Origin of the sequence: Collinsella aerofaciens (assembly GCF_028209395.1) — a bacterium.
Taxonomy (GTDB): domain Bacteria; phylum Actinomycetota; class Coriobacteriia; order Coriobacteriales; family Coriobacteriaceae; genus Collinsella; species Collinsella aerofaciens_AZ.
In genome coordinates this window covers 89,252-104,874 of sequence record NZ_JAQLDQ010000004.1, presented here as the reverse complement: position 1 = coordinate 104,874, position 15,623 = coordinate 89,252, and the positions used below count along the sequence as shown (strand labels likewise).

Annotated in this window: 13 protein-coding genes; 10 read left to right on the top strand and 3 right to left on the bottom strand. The window is 58.2% G+C overall.

Annotated features, from left to right (window positions below; all coding sequences use genetic code 11):
* Nucleotides 1–67: 67 nt before the first annotated feature.
* A complete protein-coding gene (locus tag PMW67_RS03310) occupies nucleotides 68–523 on the bottom strand; it encodes a cob(I)yrinic acid a,c-diamide adenosyltransferase (RefSeq protein ID WP_255413096.1) in 456 nt (151 codons plus the stop codon).
* A gap of 122 nt (nucleotides 524–645) precedes the next feature.
* On the opposite strand from PMW67_RS03310, the gene ftsH reads away from it, so the two are divergent.
* The 3 genes from ftsH to PMW67_RS03295 all read left to right on the top strand — a co-directional run bounded on the left by ftsH (nucleotide 646) and on the right by PMW67_RS03295 (nucleotide 3,510).
* Nucleotides 646–2,538, top strand: a complete 1,893-nt coding sequence (gene ftsH / locus PMW67_RS03305; protein WP_187364973.1) for an ATP-dependent zinc metalloprotease FtsH — start codon at nucleotides 646–648, stop codon at nucleotides 2,536–2,538.
* 75 nt (nucleotides 2,539–2,613) lie between these two features.
* Nucleotides 2,614–3,105, top strand: coding sequence for a 2-thiouracil desulfurase family protein (locus PMW67_RS03300; protein ID WP_117765687.1), 492 nt, complete (start codon nucleotides 2,614–2,616; stop codon nucleotides 3,103–3,105).
* 177 nt (nucleotides 3,106–3,282) lie between these two features.
* Nucleotides 3,283–3,510: an IS3 family transposase gene (locus tag PMW67_RS03295; protein ID WP_369831449.1), complete on the top strand. Its 228-nt coding sequence runs from the start codon at nucleotides 3,283–3,285 to the stop codon at nucleotides 3,508–3,510.
* A gap of 114 nt (nucleotides 3,511–3,624) precedes the next feature.
* Here the strand turns inward: PMW67_RS03295 and PMW67_RS03290 are convergent, their stop codons facing one another.
* Together PMW67_RS03290 and PMW67_RS03285 are read right to left on the bottom strand one after the other, a co-directional pair.
* Nucleotides 3,625–4,227: a Type 1 glutamine amidotransferase-like domain-containing protein gene (locus tag PMW67_RS03290; RefSeq protein WP_271738737.1), complete on the bottom strand. Its 603-nt coding sequence runs from the start codon at nucleotides 4,225–4,227 to the stop codon at nucleotides 3,625–3,627.
* A 514-nt stretch (nucleotides 4,228–4,741) separates the two neighbouring features.
* Nucleotides 4,742–5,824 (bottom strand): iron-containing alcohol dehydrogenase family protein, encoded by a 1,083-nt coding sequence (locus PMW67_RS03285; protein ID WP_117773850.1) that lies wholly within the window; start codon nucleotides 5,822–5,824, stop codon nucleotides 4,742–4,744.
* Nucleotides 5,825–6,334: 510 nt separating this feature from the next.
* Between PMW67_RS03285 and ileS the strand changes: the two genes are divergently transcribed.
* From ileS to PMW67_RS03250, 7 genes are all read left to right on the top strand, one after another.
* A complete protein-coding gene (gene ileS / locus PMW67_RS03280) occupies nucleotides 6,335–9,112 on the top strand; it encodes an isoleucine--tRNA ligase (RefSeq protein WP_369832565.1) in 2,778 nt (925 codons plus the stop codon).
* Nucleotides 9,113–9,424: 312 nt separating this feature from the next.
* The gene (gene lspA, locus PMW67_RS03275) at nucleotides 9,425–9,952 is read left to right on the top strand and encodes a signal peptidase II (protein WP_231501590.1); all 528 of its coding nucleotides are present in this window, start codon (nucleotides 9,425–9,427) and stop codon (nucleotides 9,950–9,952) included.
* Nucleotides 9,952–10,965 (top strand): RluA family pseudouridine synthase, encoded by a 1,014-nt coding sequence (locus PMW67_RS03270; RefSeq protein ID WP_117773847.1) that lies wholly within the window; start codon nucleotides 9,952–9,954, stop codon nucleotides 10,963–10,965. Before lspA ends, PMW67_RS03270 begins: the two co-directional genes overlap by 1 nt.
* Nucleotides 10,966–11,047: 82 nt before the next feature.
* Nucleotides 11,048–12,343 carry a glycosyltransferase family 2 protein gene (locus PMW67_RS03265; protein WP_117773846.1) on the top strand — a complete coding sequence of 432 codons (1,296 nt, stop codon included), beginning with the start codon at nucleotides 11,048–11,050 and terminating at the stop codon, nucleotides 12,341–12,343.
* Between the two features lie 80 nt (nucleotides 12,344–12,423).
* Nucleotides 12,424–12,846 carry a prepilin peptidase gene (locus PMW67_RS03260; protein WP_117773845.1) on the top strand — a complete coding sequence of 141 codons (423 nt, stop codon included), beginning with the start codon at nucleotides 12,424–12,426 and terminating at the stop codon, nucleotides 12,844–12,846.
* A 31-nt stretch (nucleotides 12,847–12,877) separates the two neighbouring features.
* Complete coding sequence (locus tag PMW67_RS03255; RefSeq protein WP_117790368.1) at nucleotides 12,878–14,125, top strand: deoxyguanosinetriphosphate triphosphohydrolase family protein; 1,248 nt, start codon at nucleotides 12,878–12,880, stop codon at nucleotides 14,123–14,125.
* A gap of 60 nt (nucleotides 14,126–14,185) precedes the next feature.
* Nucleotides 14,186–15,535, top strand: coding sequence for a replication-associated recombination protein A (locus tag PMW67_RS03250; RefSeq protein WP_164473304.1), 1,350 nt, complete (start codon nucleotides 14,186–14,188; stop codon nucleotides 15,533–15,535).
* Nucleotides 15,536–15,623 lie beyond the last annotated feature (88 nt).

Here is a 15,623-nt window from a genome sequence, read left to right as displayed (position 1 = left end):
GGAAAACGGATCATTGACCTGGCGATAAGGCAAAATGATCCGTTTTCCTCCGTCCCCTTCGGATCATTTAGTATTCGATGCCTTGGCGGGCTAGGAGGCCTTCGTCGAAGTAGTGTTTGACGGGGCGCATTTCGGTTACTAGGTCCGCGAGATCGGCCAGTGGCAGCAAGCCGCGGCCGGTGAGCACGAGCTCTGTGGTGGTCGGTTTCATTGCGATCAACGCTTCGACATCTTCGCGCGTCACAAAGCCTCGGCGCATGGCTTCTCCCAGCTCATCCAAGATCAGCACGTCGACCTGGCTAATCTGCTCGCGCGCCAGCTCCATGATCTGTGCGGCACAGGCTTCGGGCGTGTCGCGGTCGGCTTGTACGATGCGCAGACCTAAACGGGGCGCCGCATCATGCTCGGCGCAGTGCAGCTTCTTGGCAAACTGAAGCATGAGTACGTTAAGTCCATAGCCCGTGGCGCGCAGCGCAAGCCCCAGCGCAGCCGTCGTCTTGCCCTTGCCGTCGCCCGTATAGATTTGAACCTTGCCGACTCCCAGTGATGCCTTCTCTGTCCTTTCGTGCCCGGCGTCGGTTTATCGCCGTCCGGGTTGGGTATTCTAGAAAAAATTATCAACCCCAGTAGATGGAGTTCAAGCAGATGGAGATGGATGACAATAAACGTAGACGGAATATGATCCTCTACGTGCTCATCGCCTTCGTCGTCTACCTCGTGCTCTCGACCGTTCTGTTCCCCAACATCGGTCACACGCAGCAGATTACGAAGACCGATTACTCGACGTTTGTCAAAGCGCTCGATAAGAAGAGCGTCGACAAGGTCGAGTACAACACGGACGATTACACGATTTATTACACCAAGAAGGGCGAGGACGAGAATATCGCCTACAAGACGACCGGTGTGCCGAATGACGCGGGCTTTACCGATCGCGTGCTTGAGTCCGGTGCTTCGCTTGAGTCGGTCGTTCCCGATAAGAACTCGGGCCTGATGACCTACTACCTGCTCACCCTCATTCTTCCCATGGTGATTTTCTTCCTGATTGGCTGGTGGCTCAACCGCCGCATGAAGAAGGCCATGGGTGATGACGGTCCGTCGATGAACTTTGGCGGCGGTGGTTTTGGCGGCGGCGGACTGGGCAAGTCCGGCGCGCGCGTGATCGCCTCCAAGGACGTGGGCGTGACCTTTAAGGATGTCGCCGGCCAGGAAGAGGCTAAGGAGTCCCTCAAGGAGGTCGTCGACTTTCTGGAGAAGCCGCAGCGCTACGAGGAGATCGGCGCCAAACTGCCACGCGGCGCTCTCCTTGTCGGCCCTCCGGGTACCGGTAAAACCCTGCTCGCCAAGGCTGTGGCCGGCGAGGCGGGCGTGCCGTTCTTTAGTATTTCTGGTTCTGAGTTTGTTGAGATGTTTGTCGGCCGCGGCGCCGCTAAGGTTCGCGACCTGTTTAAGCAGGCCAAGGAAAAGGCCCCGTGCATCGTCTTTATCGACGAGATCGATACCATCGGCAAGAAGCGCGATGGCGGCGGCTTTAGTGGCAACGACGAGCGCGAGCAGACGCTCAATCAGCTGCTGACCGAGATGGATGGATTCGATAACCACAAGGGTATCGTCGTCCTCGCTGCGACCAACCGTCCCGACAGCCTTGATCCGGCCCTGCTGCGCCCCGGCCGCTTCGACCGCCGCATCCCCGTTGAGCTGCCCGACCTGACCGGTCGCAAGAATATCCTTGAACTGCACGCCAAGAGCGTGAAGACGCAGCCGCCGATCGACCTGACCGCGATCGCCCGCGCCACGCCCGGTGCCTCGGGTGCCGACCTGGCCAACATCATCAACGAGGGCGCCCTGCGCGCTGTCCGCGAGGGTCGCAAGCGCGCCACGCAGGATGACTTTGAGGAGTCGGTGGAGGTCGTCATCGCCGGCCAGCAGCGTAAGTCCACGGTGCTGTCCGATCACGAGAAACAGGTCGTGTCCTATCACGAGATCGGCCATGCCATCGTTGCCGCCCGCCAGAAGGGTTCTGCGCCGGTTACGAAGATCACCATCGTGCCGCGTACGAGCGGTGCTCTGGGCTACACCATGCAGGTCGAGGAGGACGAGCGCTTCTTGACCACGCGCCAGGAGGTGCTCGACAAGCTCGCTGTCTACTGCGGCGGACGTGCTGCCGAGGAGCTCATCTTTGGTGAGATGACGACTGGCGCGGCCAACGATATCGAGCAGGCCACCAAGCTCGCCCGCAACATGGTGACGCGCTTTGGTATGTCGGAAGAGTTTGGCATGATGGCGCTCGGTACCGTTCAGAATGCCTACCTCAACCAGGACACGTCGCTCACCTGTGCCCCCGGTACGGCCGAGCGCGTCGACGCGATCGTCGCCAAGCTGATCGAGGACGCACATGACCGCGCCCTGCAGATCCTCAAGGAGAACAAGTTTAAGCTCCATGAGCTGGCTCGTTATCTGTACAAGAAGGAGACGATCACGGGCGAGGAGTTCATGAATCTCCTCACGCGCGAGAATCCGCTGATGCCAAAGCAGCAGTAAGGCTGGTTGCACAACGTCGAACGCCCCATTTGAGTTTCTATCTCAAATGGGGCGTTTTGTTTGGGAGGGATATGTATGAAGATCGTGGTGAGTGCCTGCTTGATGGGAGAGAGCTGCAAATATAACGGGCTCGACAATTACCATCGCGCGTTGGTCGAGGCCTGCGAACGCACAGGGACCGAGGTCCTGTTGGTGTGCCCCGAGGTTTTTGGCGGCTTGCCCACACCGCGCAAGCCGTCCGAGATTGTGAATGGCGAGGTTTGTACCTGCGAGGGCATCTCGGTCGATCGCGAGTTTCGCCAGGGTGCTCAGCGCGCGCTCGATATGTGCGAGCAGGCGGGCGGCCCGTCCGAGATCGTTGCGTGCATTTTGCAGGACCGCAGCCCCTCGTGCGGTACGGGTCACGTCTACGATGGCACCTTTAGCGGTACGCTCACCGCGGGCAATGGTGTTTTTGTCGATCTGCTGCTGCGTCACGGGTACCGTGTGATTCCGGCTAGCGAGTTCGATCCCAGCATGCTGGAACATTGTCCACAGCACTCGAACCCAACACTTCCTCACGGGTGACCGTTTTGGCATCATCCGTGAAGTTGATATTGAGTACGACCCGGTCATCAAAGACGTAGACCGAGTTGACAGGCGCCGTACCCAGGCAGCCCCTCCCCACGGCCCTCGCGCAGGAACGCGCACACGGCCTTCCCGTCTCTTGCGCCTCTCCCGGAACTGTCCACATCAGCGTAGCCAATCCAGTCCGCCAAGGGCTGCAGCCCGGACAACGCGGCGATGGAGGGCTTCTTCGGCCTGCTCAAGAAGGAGTTCTGGCACGGCAGGGACTGGTCGGACTGGACCCCCGCCCGCTTCATCGAGGAACTCGGGGGCTGGATCGGCCGATACAATACGGAGAGGCGCAGCGATGCGCTCGGCGGCCGCACGCCGGCCGAGTTCCGCTCCGCGCTGGGAAGGGCCGCGTAACGGTCCAAGAAATCGTCCGCAGTCCCCATTCTTGCCCCTTTGGGACGGCTTCTTGTTGGGGCGTGCCTGCCTCAAACCCTGCTAGGAACGAGTGCAGCAAACTGGAATTTTAAATTACTCTTTGCAAATAACCTTTGAACCTTCACCATCAATTACAATTTCCTGACGATTGTTAATTGGGCATAGATTCAAATCCGAAAACTCAGTTATTATTTTCTCGGTAACTTTCTTAAATGGTGCTGTAAGAAAATGCGGAAGAACATAGAAATCAATCAAATTAAGCCCTGCATCATCTTCTTGTGAGTAGTCCTCCGGCTTTTCATCCATTTGCTCGATATATTGGATGCTTGGAGCGCATACAATCGCACCTGCCGATTCACCAATCATCAGTTTTCCTTTTGCCAATTCTTTCTTCAACAGCTCATCCGTTCCCGTTTTACGGAGCTGGTCTATAAGGAAAAAAGAATTTCCGCCGGTAAAATAGATCACATCCGCATCTTCAAAAAGAGACTGTATCGTTGAATAAGCCTCCGTTGAAATATCAATTTCAGTTACGATTGCTCCCAACTTTTTGAATAATTTTCGAGCCGAGCCGACATAACCGGTGTAGCCTTCACGCAGCGAAGCTGTTGGAATAAATGCGTCTTTTTTACTTTCAACTTCTTCCTTAATCAGACTTCCTACACTTGAAAAGTGAGAACATAAAAACAGTTTCATCAGTATTCTCCTTTATATATAAATTCTTATTTGTTGAACTAAGCCGTGTATACCATACTCTCCAATGAAAGAACGCCCTGATATAGCGAAATTTTGCCGTTTTCCTGCGTACGTGCGTACACACTCCACAGGAATTCTAAGGGGCCTGCCCCCTTAGCACACGGACTTTGGAACAAAGTCTAGTGTGCTACGCCTTGCCAGAGGTGTACAGGCTCCCGGTATGCACGTACGAAGCAATTGCCATCAATGCGCCATATAAGTGGCGATCAAGTTCGCATAAAGCGACCTTGATCCTGCAAAACAAAAGGCAGGATACCATCACCACGATGATACCCTGCCTCTGTTCGTTTCTGTTTACCGTTCCGAGTAGTCCTTCCGCAGAATTTCCGATAAACAAAAAACGTACCCGAACCCTTTCTCGTAAAGAATCGGGTTCGAGTACGAACTGAATGCTGGAGCAATAAAAAACCACCAGAAAGGTGCCCGTCCCCTTTGTGGTGGTTTTGGGTCAGTCCTAGAGCGTGTGGCCGTAAGCGTTGGCGGCCTTGATGGCGGCGGCGAATTTCTCGTCGGTGAAGGGCTCCGGGTTGCCTTGCTTCCATTCGTTGGTGGCGTGCGCGTACTCGCACAGGGCAGGGATATCAGCCTCGGAAAGCCCGACCTGCTCAAGCGTCACGGGCAGGCCCATCTGATTGTTAAAGGCGGCGTAGCGCTCAAGGTTCTCGGTATCGCCCGTATAGGCGAACAGTACCAGCACACCCAGGCTCACGACCTCGCCGTGCAGGTAGGAGCCCTCGCGCGGAATGCTGCAGGAAGCGTTGTAGAACGCGTGCGCCACGCTCGAGTTGTAGTAGTAATCGTTTTGGTTGGTCAGGTTGGAGACGTAGCCCGTGTTGACCACGATATCGAGCGCGATCTGCTTGACGGCTTCGGTCGACAGGTTCTGGCGAACGTCCTCAAGACCCTGCACGCCATAGGTAAACAGCGGCTCGGAGCAGGTGTGTGCGAGCGCCAGGCCAAGACCTGCGGTGTGCTCCAGGTTGCCGGCGCTCGTGGCGTACTCGACCTCGGGCTGCTTGGACAGGGCATCGCCCACGCCCGCCCAGAAGTACTCCGCCGGAGCCTCGGCGATGATCTTGGGGTTGATGAAGATGTGCGCGGGGCGGTTGGGGTACGAATAGCCCTCGAGCGAGCCGTCGTCGTTGTAGACGACGGCAATGGCGGTCGCGGCCGAGCAGTTGGAGCAGATCGTCGGCACCGTAAAGACGATCTTCTTGAGCTCGATGGCCGCCGTCTTCATGGTGTCGAGCGCCTTGCCGCCGCCGCATGCGATAAGCACGTCGGCTTCCTGGCAGGCGGGGGAGTTTACGACCTTGGCGATATTGGCGCGTGTGCTGTTGGTACCGTAGACGCGCGTCTCTAGAATCTCGACGTCGGTACCTTCCAGCACAGCTTCGATACCGGGAAGTGCTGCGGCCAGTGCCCGCTTGCCACCGATGATTGCGACCTTGGTCGCTCCGTATTCGGCCAGCGCTCCGGGCAGCTCGTCAAAGCAGTCTTCGCCGACGGTATAATCGCTCATCCCAATCGTGCGCATAGCAACCTTCTTTCGTTCGATAAAGTGCTTACAGGCATTTTGCTCCAAGTGAGTGCTTGCGACCGTGAGAAATTACTAAAGTATGAAACCGATGTTGAGGGTTTTTCGCTGGCGCGGAACGTGCTAGCATACTCCGCATAAGCGTTGATGGGGACGAGTAGTCGGCCATCCGCATGCTACAGAGAGCGGGGAGTGCTGAGAACCCGCGCATGCGACCGATGAAAATCACCCCGGAGCTGCGGTCCCAACGGACGCGTCGTGCAGACACGTCTTAGTAGACATCGCCGAGATGGTCGTCGATACAGACCAGCCGAGTAACGGATGCGAGCGCGCGAATACGCGGGCGAGGGCATCTAAGCTGGGTGGTTAAGCGAAGAGCTTTTGCGGGCACACGGCCCGTTTTGTGGCGCTTCGTCCCAGCTTGTAGGGACGGGCGCTTTTTTGGTGCCCAGAGGGCGTGCGCGCCCACGACATGAAAGGGGTACCGTGGCAAACGAGTACAAGCAGACGATGAATCTGCCCAAGACCGGTTTTCCCATGCGTGCCGGTCTTTCCAAGTCCGAGCCCAAGCGACTCAAGGACTGGCAGGACAACAAGGTCTACGAGCAGGTTCTGAAGAAGAACGAGGGTCACAAGAAGTTCGTGCTGCACGACGGCCCTCCGTACGCCAACGGCCCGATCCACATCGGCCACGCCATGAACAAGATCTCCAAGGACATGATCAACCGTTACTGGATGATGCAGGGCTATGAGGTTCCCTATGTCCCCGGTTGGGACTGCCACGGTCAGCCGATTGAGCACAAGGTCGAGGAGAAGCTCGGCACCGAGAAGTTCAACCAGACTTCCACGGCCAAGATCCGTGAGCTCTGCAACAAGTTCGCTGTCGAGAACATCGAGCTGCAGAAGGCCGGCTTCCGTCGCCTGGGCGTGCTCGGCGACTGGGACAACCCATATCTGACGCTCTATCACCAGCATGACGCCGCCGACATCGAGGTCTTCAAGGCCATGTTCGATAAGGGCATGATCTATCGCGGCCACAAGCCGGTTCACTGGTGCAAGCACTGTCACACCGCGCTCGCCGAGGCCGAGATCGAGTACTCCGACGAGACGAGCCCTTCCATCTTCGTTCGCTTTGAGATGACCTCCAAGCCCGCCGGCCTCGAGAACTTCGACGGCCCGGTCGACTTTATCATCTGGACGACTACGCCGTGGACCATCCCGTCCGACCAGGCAGTTTCCCTCAAGCCCGGCGCCGCCTACGTCGCCGTTGAGCACGATGGCCGTGCCGAGGTCATGCTCGAGGACCTGGCTCCCAAGTGCTGCGATGAGTTTGGCTGGGAGTACACCCCGGTCATGGTCGACGGCAAGCCCTACGTGGTGCCCGCCGAGACCTTCCACCACATCCACTACAAGCAGCCGATCTTTGACGGCGTTGAGGGCGTGGCGCTGCTGGCCGATTACGTCGGTGTCGATGACGGTACCGGTATCGTCCACAATTCGCCCGGCCACGGCGTCGACGACTACTTCGCCTGCCTCAAGGAGGGCATCACCGACATTTGCATGCCGGTCGATGACGACGGCAAGTTCTACACCGGCGAGGAGTTTGGTACCGGTGGCCCCTTCAGCGGTATGGACACCGACGAGGCCAACCCACACATCATCGAGTTCCTGCGCGAGCGCGGTACCCTGGTCCTCGAGAAGAAGATCACGCACAGCTATCCGCACTGCTGGCGCTGCAAGCATCCGGTGCTCTTCCGTGCTACCGACCAGTGGTTTGTCTCGATGGACAAGACCGGTCTGCGCGAGCAGGCTGGCAAGGAGGTCCGCGAGAACGTCAAATGGTATCCGGCCCACGCGGCCAACCGCATTGGCGCCATGGTCGAGCAGCGTCCCGACTGGTGCATCAGCCGTCAGCGCAACTGGGGCGTGCCTATCCCCAGCTACACCTGCGCCGACTGCGGTGAGAAGGTCATGAACGACGCTACGCTCGACGCCGTCATCAAGCTCTTCCACGAGAAGGGCTCCGACGCCTGGTTCACCGACGCTCCCGAGAGCTACCTGGGCGAGGCCTGCGTCTGCCCCAAGTGCGGTGGCCATCACCTCAAGGCCGATAAGGACATTCTTGACGTGTGGTGGGACTCCGGCGTCTCCTGGAAGGCCGTCTGCGAGTACCGTCCCGAGCTGGAGTACCCGGCGGACGTCTACCTCGAGGGCTCCGACCAGCACCGTGGTTGGTTCCAGAGCTCGCTGCTCACCTCGGTGGGCGCCAACGGCCATGCTCCGTACAAGGCGGTCGTCTCGCAGGGCTTCACGCTCGACGGCCAGGGCCGTAAGATGTCGAAATCGCTCGGCAACGTCATCGACCCCAACAAGGTCTGCGACGAGATGGGCGCCGACATCATCCGCCTGTGGGTTGCCTCCGTCGATACCAGCTCCGACGTGTCCATCGACCACGAGATCCTTGCTCGTACCTCCGATGCCTACCGTCGTTTCCGCAACACGCTGCGCTTCCTGCTCTCCGAGCTCGAGGGTCAGTTTGAGCCCGAGACCGACGGCGTCGCCTTTGCCGACCTGCTGCCGCTCGACAAGCTCATGGTTGCCCGCCTGACTCAGGTCCAGGCCGAGGTTGACGACGCCTACTCTTGCTACGAGTTCCCGCGCGCCTACCGTGCGCTCTACGACTTCGTGGTTACCGAGCTCTCTAACGTGTACCTCGACGCCCTGAAGGACCGTCTGTACTGCGATAAGCCCGGCTCGCTCGAGCGTCGCAGCGCCCAGACCGTGCTTGCCGAGCTCTTCTCGATGCTCATGCGCGACCTGCAGCCGATCCTGTCCTACACGGTCGACGAGGCCATGGCCTATGCGCCTGCCGGCTGCGTCGATCACCAGAAGTACGCTGCGCTGCTCGATTGGTATAAGTCGCCCATTACGGTCGACGAGGCCAATGAGTTCGAGGGCGTGCTCGAGGCTTCACTCGAGCTCCGTAGCGCCGTGACCAAGGCCCTTGAGGACGCCCGCTCCGCCGGTACCTTCACCAAGAGCCAGCAGGTCCGCGTCAAGGCGGTCGTTCCCGCCGAGATGTACGCGCTGCTGACCGGCGACAAGGCCGTCGACCTGGCCGAGTTCTACATCGTCTCCGATGTTGAGTTGACCCAGGGCGAGGAGCTCTCCGTTGCCATCGAGGCTGCTGAGGGCGAGTGCTGCGACCGTTGCTGGAACTACCGCACCACCGTCGGCGAGTACAACGGCCACGCTCACATCTGCGAGAGGTGTGCGAACGCTTTGTAGTTACGCGGTTTTACCAAACCGCGTAACAGGTTGACGCTGCAAACCCGCCAGAGCGGCAATCTGCCTTTCAGCTTCGGCGGCATGACCAGAAGGTCTATGCCGCCTTGCTTCAAGGCACCTTGCTCGCTCTGGCGGGTTTTCGCTGTTGGTAACGAATCATCGGCTATTTCGTTGCTGGTCAATATAAGATATTGATTTGCGTTAAACGTAATTCGATGTTCTTGAGGGTAGGGGATTGATTTGGGTCGTACTGGGGATATGACGCCGCCTTTGCGTTGGCGGTTGGGTGTTGCTGGTGGGATGGCGCTGGTTGTGCTGCTTCTTGACCAGCTGACCAAGTTTGCGGTTCGTGCCGTGGGCGACGCTTTGCATGTGACCGTCATCCCTGGTGTCATCGACTTTATGTTTGTCCGCAATATCGGTGCCGCCTTTAGCATGGGCGAGGGGCATGGCATCGCGTTTGCCGTGCTGGCGTTGGCGGTCATTATCGCTATTTTTGTGTACCTCGTTCGTGCACCCCAGCTTGCCCATCTTGAGGTTGTGGGCATGGCGATGGTTGCGGGCGGTGCTATCGGTAACGCAATCGATCGTTTGGCCTTTGGCTTCGTGACCGATTTTATTGCCACCACCTTCATCGACTTCCCCGTCTTCAATGTGGCCGATATCGGCATTACGGTCGGTGTAGTGCTCGCCCTCTTCGGTTACATGTTCTTGAGCCCCGCGGCCCGTGAGGTCGATGCGACCGCCGAGCTTAACGCCCGTGATGAGGCCCGCGCCAAGCGCAAGGCTAAACAACGTGGGGAGCGTGCCCGCAAGATTCGTGAAAGGAATGAGCGCTAATGGCCGACATCCATATCCTTGTTGCCGACGATGCCGCTGGTCAGCGTCTTGACGCCTATCTGGGCGCCAATGACGGCTGCCCTACGCGCTCTGCCTGCGCGCATCTGATTGAGGGTGGGGCCGTAGTGGTCAATGGCGAGACCTGCCTGTCCAAAAAGTACGCCGTGCGAGCCGGTGACCGTATTTCGGTTGATTTGCCCGAGCCGCACGATCCCACCGATGTGATTCCCGAGGCCATCCCGCTCGACATTCGCTACGAGGACGACTATCTCATCGTGCTCTCCAAGCAGCGCGGCCTGGTGTGCCATCCTGCGCATGGTCATGAGAGCGGTACGCTCGCGAATGCCCTGGTCTATCACTGTGGTATCGACCATCTGGGCACCGTGCAGGGCGAGGACCGCCCCGGTATCGTGCATCGTTTGGATCGCGATACCTCAGGTCTTATGCTTGCGGCAAAGGACGACGACACCCAGCGCGCGCTCCAAAATCTTATCCGTACGCGCACGCTCGACCGCCGCTACATTACGCTCGTTCACGGGCACATCGCCATGGACGAGGGCACCATCAACACCGGTATTGCCCGATCGACGCGCGACCGCGTGAAGATGGCGGTTTCGGACGATCCCTTTGCGCGCCAAGCCATCACGACCTTCAAGGTCCTTGAGCGTTTTGATTCCACGCGCTTTGATGACGGCTACACACTCGTTGAGTGTCACCTGTTTACCGGTCGCACGCATCAGATTCGCGTGCACATGCGCCATATCAACCACGCCTGCGTGGGCGATCCGCTCTACGGCAAGTGCGATGCACGCGCCGATCAGGGTCTGACCAGGCAATTCCTCCATTCCTGGCGCGTAGCGTTCGATCATCCCGTGACGGGGGAGCGCATTGAGCGCCGCGACGAGCTGCCGTGGGATCTCGCTGCGGTTCTTGACGACCTGGCCCCGCGTTCGCTTGGTCGCACTGCTGCCGGCGACGAAATCGTACCGCAGCTCGGCCTGCTCGAAGCCTAGCCAGTATTAGGTGGTTTCTTGAACGCCCCTAGCCTGCGGTAAGATATACGGTTGTTTACGTAACGCGTTCCTGGGAGCCTGCATGCTCGCCTTTTTACAAACCAACACACCCATCGTGATCTTCAACCAGATTGTCGTCACGCTGCTCACGGTCTGCTTCTTGTACCAGGTGGTCTTCTTTGTCATCGGTGCTCTCCGCGGCGAGGTCGCGCCTCCCAAGGCCAAAAAACTCCACCGGTATGCCTTCTTTATTGCAGCACACAACGAGGAGGCCGTTATCGCCAACCTCGTTCGCTCCATCAAGGACCAGGATTATCCGTCCGAGCTCATCGAGGTCTTTGTCGTCGCCGATGCCTGCACCGATAACACCGCGCAGCTCGCGCGCGAGGCGGGCGCTGTCGTGTACGAGCGAAACGACCTGGCCCGTAAAGGCAAGAGCTGGGTCATGGACTTTGGTTTTGACCGCATTCTTAACGAGTATCCCGATACCTTTGAGGGCTACTTTATCTTCGATGCCGACAACGTTATCTCCCGCGATTACGTCTCCAAGATGAATGACGCCTTTGACCAGGGATTCCATGTGGTCACAAGCTACCGCAACTCCAAGAACTTTGGCAGCTCGTGGATCTCGGCTGCCAACGCCACTTGGTACCTGCGCGAGGCGCGTTTCCTTAACAACGCGCGTAATATCTGCAAGACGTCCTGTGCCGTCTCGGGTTCGGGCTACCTCATCTCCGCCAGTGTTATCGAGGGTATGCACGGCTGGCAGTTCCACACGCTGACCGAGGATATTCAGTTCACCACGTTCTGCGCCATTCACGGCATTCGCATTGGCTATGCGCCGGCGGAGTTTTTTGACGAGCAACCCGTGACGTTTAAAGCGTCTTGGAAGCAGCGTATGCGCTGGACCAAGGGCTTCTACCAGGTGTTCTTTACCTACGGTAAGCATCTGGTCAAATCGACGTTTTGCTATCATCGCTTTGCCGCATATGACATGTTTATGACCATCGCTCCGGGCATGTTGCTGTCCCTGATCTCCATGCTCGCCAACGCTACCTTTCTCATCGTGGGCGGGCTTTCGCATGGCTTCTTGGCCACCGAGGTCGAGATGCAGGCTTGTGCCGCCTCGCTCATTATGACCTTCGCGATGATGTACCAGACCTTCTTTATCCTGGCGCTACTTACGACCATCTTTGAGTACAAGCACATTCATTGTGCGCAAAAGTGGCGCCTGGTGACCAACCTGTTTACCTTCCCGATCTTTATGTTCAGCTATATCCCCATCACGGTGGCAGCGCTGTTCCTAAAGGTCGACTGGGTCCCGACGCAGCACGCCGTCAACGTTACCCTCGACGAGGTCATGCAAGGCGCCAAATAACCACCATCAAAACCACCACAAAGGTGCCTGTACCTTTGTGGTGGTTTTTGCTTTTGAGCAGCTGTTCATGGAGGTGCACGATGGTCTATATCCCGTTTTGGATTTGTTTCTTTGCCGGCGCGGTGATTGATGCCCGTGAGCGGCGGTTTCCCAATCAGCTTGCCGGCGCGTGTGCGGTGGCGGCGCTTGCAGGCGTTTGGCTCGACAAGGGTGTTAACACGGCGTTTGACCACGCCGGTCTTGCGGTCATCGTCTACCTTGCCCTTGTGCTTACTGAGTCACTCTGGCGTCGTGTTCGCCACGTCCCTGGCATTGGCATGGGGGACGCCAAGGCGCTCTTCGCGCTTTGCACGCTCGACCCTATGGGCGGCATCGTGGCATTTGCCGTTGCGCTCCTGGCCCTTGCCCTCTCCTGCCTCTTCACAAAATCGCGCTCCCTGCCTTTGCTGCCGTTTTTGGTGCCGATTTTTGCCATAATCGAGGTCGTGGGCTGCACATTGTAACCGATTGCGCATCCTTCTTAAGGAGCATGCCATGGCATCTAATCAAGAAACGGCCGTCATTAAGGCGCGCATGGACCGTATTCCCTCGGCGTTATCGCCCGAACTTGTCGAGCGCATTGCCGCAGATCGTGCTTCGGGCTATGTCAACCCGTACCGTTGCGACGATGACCAGGTCATCCGTCGCGTTGATCGAGCCGCAGACGAGGGCACGCTCATGCGTCCGGCCTTTATGCGCGATACCGAAAAGATTCTTCATCTGCCTGCGTATGCCCGATACGCCGGCAAAACTCAGGTCTTCAGTTTTCGCAGTAACGATGACCTGTCGCGCCGAGGCCTGCACGTGCAGCTTGTCTCGCGCATCGCGCGTGATATCGGACGTGCTCTGGGGCTCAACTGCGATCTGATCGAGGCGATTGGCTTAGGCCACGACTTGGGTCACACGCCCTTTGGCCATGCCGGCGAGCGATTCCTCAACGATATCTATCACGAGCGTACGGGTCGCTTCTTTTTCCATAACGTGCAGTCGGTCCGCGTCCTCGATGCGCTGTACGGTCGCAACGTGTCGCTTCAAACGCTCGATGGCGTGCTATGCCATAACGGCGAGTACGAGCAGCGTGTTTTTGAGCTTTCGGACATGGGTTCCTTTGACCAGTTCGACCGAACCGTCGAGGAATGCATTGCCACAGGCTATAGCGCGATTGAGCACCTGCGTCCCATGACGCTCGAGGGCTGCGTCGTTCGCATCTCGGATATCCTTGCCTACGTTGGGCGCGATCGCCAGGACGCCATTGCGGCTGGCCTGCTGTCGCCCGACGCTTTTGACGACGGTCGGGGCGGCGCCTATAACAGCTGGATTCTCACGCACGCATCCATCGATATCGTTGAGCATAGCTACGGCAAACCGCGTATCGAGATGAGCGGGGACCTGTTTGAGGAGATCCGCCGGGCTAAGCGCGAGAACTACGAGAAGATCTATAGCAAGGGCGGTATCGAAGGCGACTCTGAAGCGGAACTGCGCGAGGCCTTCGAAAAGCTCTACGACCGTTGCCTGCAGGATATAAACGAGGGTGACGAGTCCTCCTACATCTTTAAGCACCACATTTCGCGTATTGAGCAGCAGCTTTCCTATTATGGCCGCACCTATGCTTGGCAGGACGACAAGGATCAGGCCGTCGTCGATTACATCGCAAGCATGACGGATGGTTATTTCTGCGAGCTGACGAGCAAATTGTTCCCAGGTCTAAAGTTTCCGCACCGCACCTATATTAACGAACGGTAGTTCGTATCCTTTCGGTATACTGTTGGTCAACAACGATTTTGATTAATGCACGGGATGGCTATGGACGACCTTTTTTCTGCTTCGACGCGCGAGCGCTCCTTTAAAAATGCGCCGCTTGCGGTGCGTATGCGCCCCAATTCGCTCGACGAGTATGTGGGCCAGCAAAAGGCCGTCGGTAAGGGCTCGTGGCTGCGCGCCGCGATTGAGCATGACGTGCTGTCGAGCGTGATTCTGTACGGCCCGGCTGGCACGGGCAAGACGACGCTGGCCCACATTATCGCCAACCATACCAAGAGCGAGTTTGTCGAGGTCAGCGCCGTGACGGGCACTGTGAAGGACCTGCGCCGCGTAATCGATGAGGCTAAGACCCGTCTGAACACCTACGACCGCCGCACCATTCTGTTTATCGATGAGATCCATCGCTTTTCGAAATCGCAGCAAGATGCCCTGCTGCATGCGGTCGAGAACCGCACCGTCATTATGATTGGCGCCACGACGGAAAACCCGTACTTTGAGGTCAACTCGGCATTGCTCTCGCGTGGGCGTGTGGTAGAGCTTGAGCACCTGAAGGACGAGGATATCGCCACGCTCATTGAGCGTGCGCTCGAGGCGCCGCAGGGTTTAAACGGTAAGTTCTCGGCCGATGAGGATACAGTCAAGACCATTTGCACGCTGGCCGCGGGTGATGCGCGCTCGGCGCTCACGACGCTCGAGCTTGCGAGTGAGATTGCCGTTACGCGTCCCGATACCGAGGGAACGCCAGCGCCGGCGGCGGGGGAACGCTATCCCATTACCGTGGATGACGTGAAGATCGCCAATCCGCGTCGTGGGTTTTCGTATGACAAAAACGGTGATATGCACTACGACATTATTAGCGCGTTCATCAAGTCCATGCGAGGCAGCGATCCCGATGCCACCATTTATTGGCTTGCGCGCATGATCGATGCGGGGGAGGATCCCAAGTTTATCGCTCGCCGCATTATGATTCAGGCTTCCGAGGATGTTGGCAACGCCGACCCGCAGGCGCTTTTGGTGGCACATGCCGCATTTAAATCTGCCGAGGTCATTGGCTATCCCGAGTGTCGCATCAACCTGGCTCAGGCTGCGCTCTATGTGTGCCTGGCGCCTAAGTCCAACGCGTGTGAGGCCTCGATCGATGCGGCGCTGGCCGATATCCACAGCAGTGGTCTTCGCGAGGTGCCCAGCTACCTGCGCGATCGTCACCGTCCCGGCAGCGACGAGTACGGTGTATACAAGTACCCGCACGATTATCCCGAAGGCTGGGTCGATCAGCGCTATTTGCCCGAGGGGTTGGAGCGCGGTGCGTTCTGGCAGCCTGCCGGCCGCGGTTGGGAAGAGTGGCGTGTGGAGCAAAGCGAGCGCGACCGTAGCGGCAACGCTCCCAAGTAGGCCATTGGCGCCTCGCGCATTCCCTTTGGGTATCTTTGCCCTTCTTTGGGGTACCATGAAAAACGTCTGTATTTCGATTCCTTCGGGA

What these genes read in the sequence shown, in the direction of transcription:
- PMW67_RS03290 (WP_271738737.1), bottom strand. Translation starts at nt 4,227, where the DNA reads ATGAAACTGTTTTTATGTTCTCACTTTTCAAGTGTAGGAAGTCTGATT.
- ileS (WP_369832565.1), top strand. Translation starts at nt 6,335, where the DNA reads ATGAATCTGCCCAAGACCGGTTTTCCCATGCGTGCCGGTCTTTCCAAG.
- PMW67_RS03260 (WP_117773845.1), top strand. Translation starts at nt 12,424, where the DNA reads ATGGTCTATATCCCGTTTTGGATTTGTTTCTTTGCCGGCGCGGTGATT.
- PMW67_RS03270 (WP_117773847.1), top strand. Translation starts at nt 9,952, where the DNA reads ATGGCCGACATCCATATCCTTGTTGCCGACGATGCCGCTGGTCAGCGT.
- PMW67_RS03300 (WP_117765687.1), top strand. Translation starts at nt 2,614, where the DNA reads ATGAAGATCGTGGTGAGTGCCTGCTTGATGGGAGAGAGCTGCAAATAT.
- PMW67_RS03255 (WP_117790368.1), top strand. Translation starts at nt 12,878, where the DNA reads ATGGCATCTAATCAAGAAACGGCCGTCATTAAGGCGCGCATGGACCGT.
- ftsH (WP_187364973.1), top strand. Translation starts at nt 646, where the DNA reads ATGGAGATGGATGACAATAAACGTAGACGGAATATGATCCTCTACGTG.
- PMW67_RS03250 (WP_164473304.1), top strand. Translation starts at nt 14,186, where the DNA reads ATGGACGACCTTTTTTCTGCTTCGACGCGCGAGCGCTCCTTTAAAAAT.
- PMW67_RS03265 (WP_117773846.1), top strand. Translation starts at nt 11,048, where the DNA reads ATGCTCGCCTTTTTACAAACCAACACACCCATCGTGATCTTCAACCAG.
- PMW67_RS03285 (WP_117773850.1), bottom strand. Translation starts at nt 5,824, where the DNA reads ATGCGCACGATTGGGATGAGCGATTATACCGTCGGCGAAGACTGCTTT.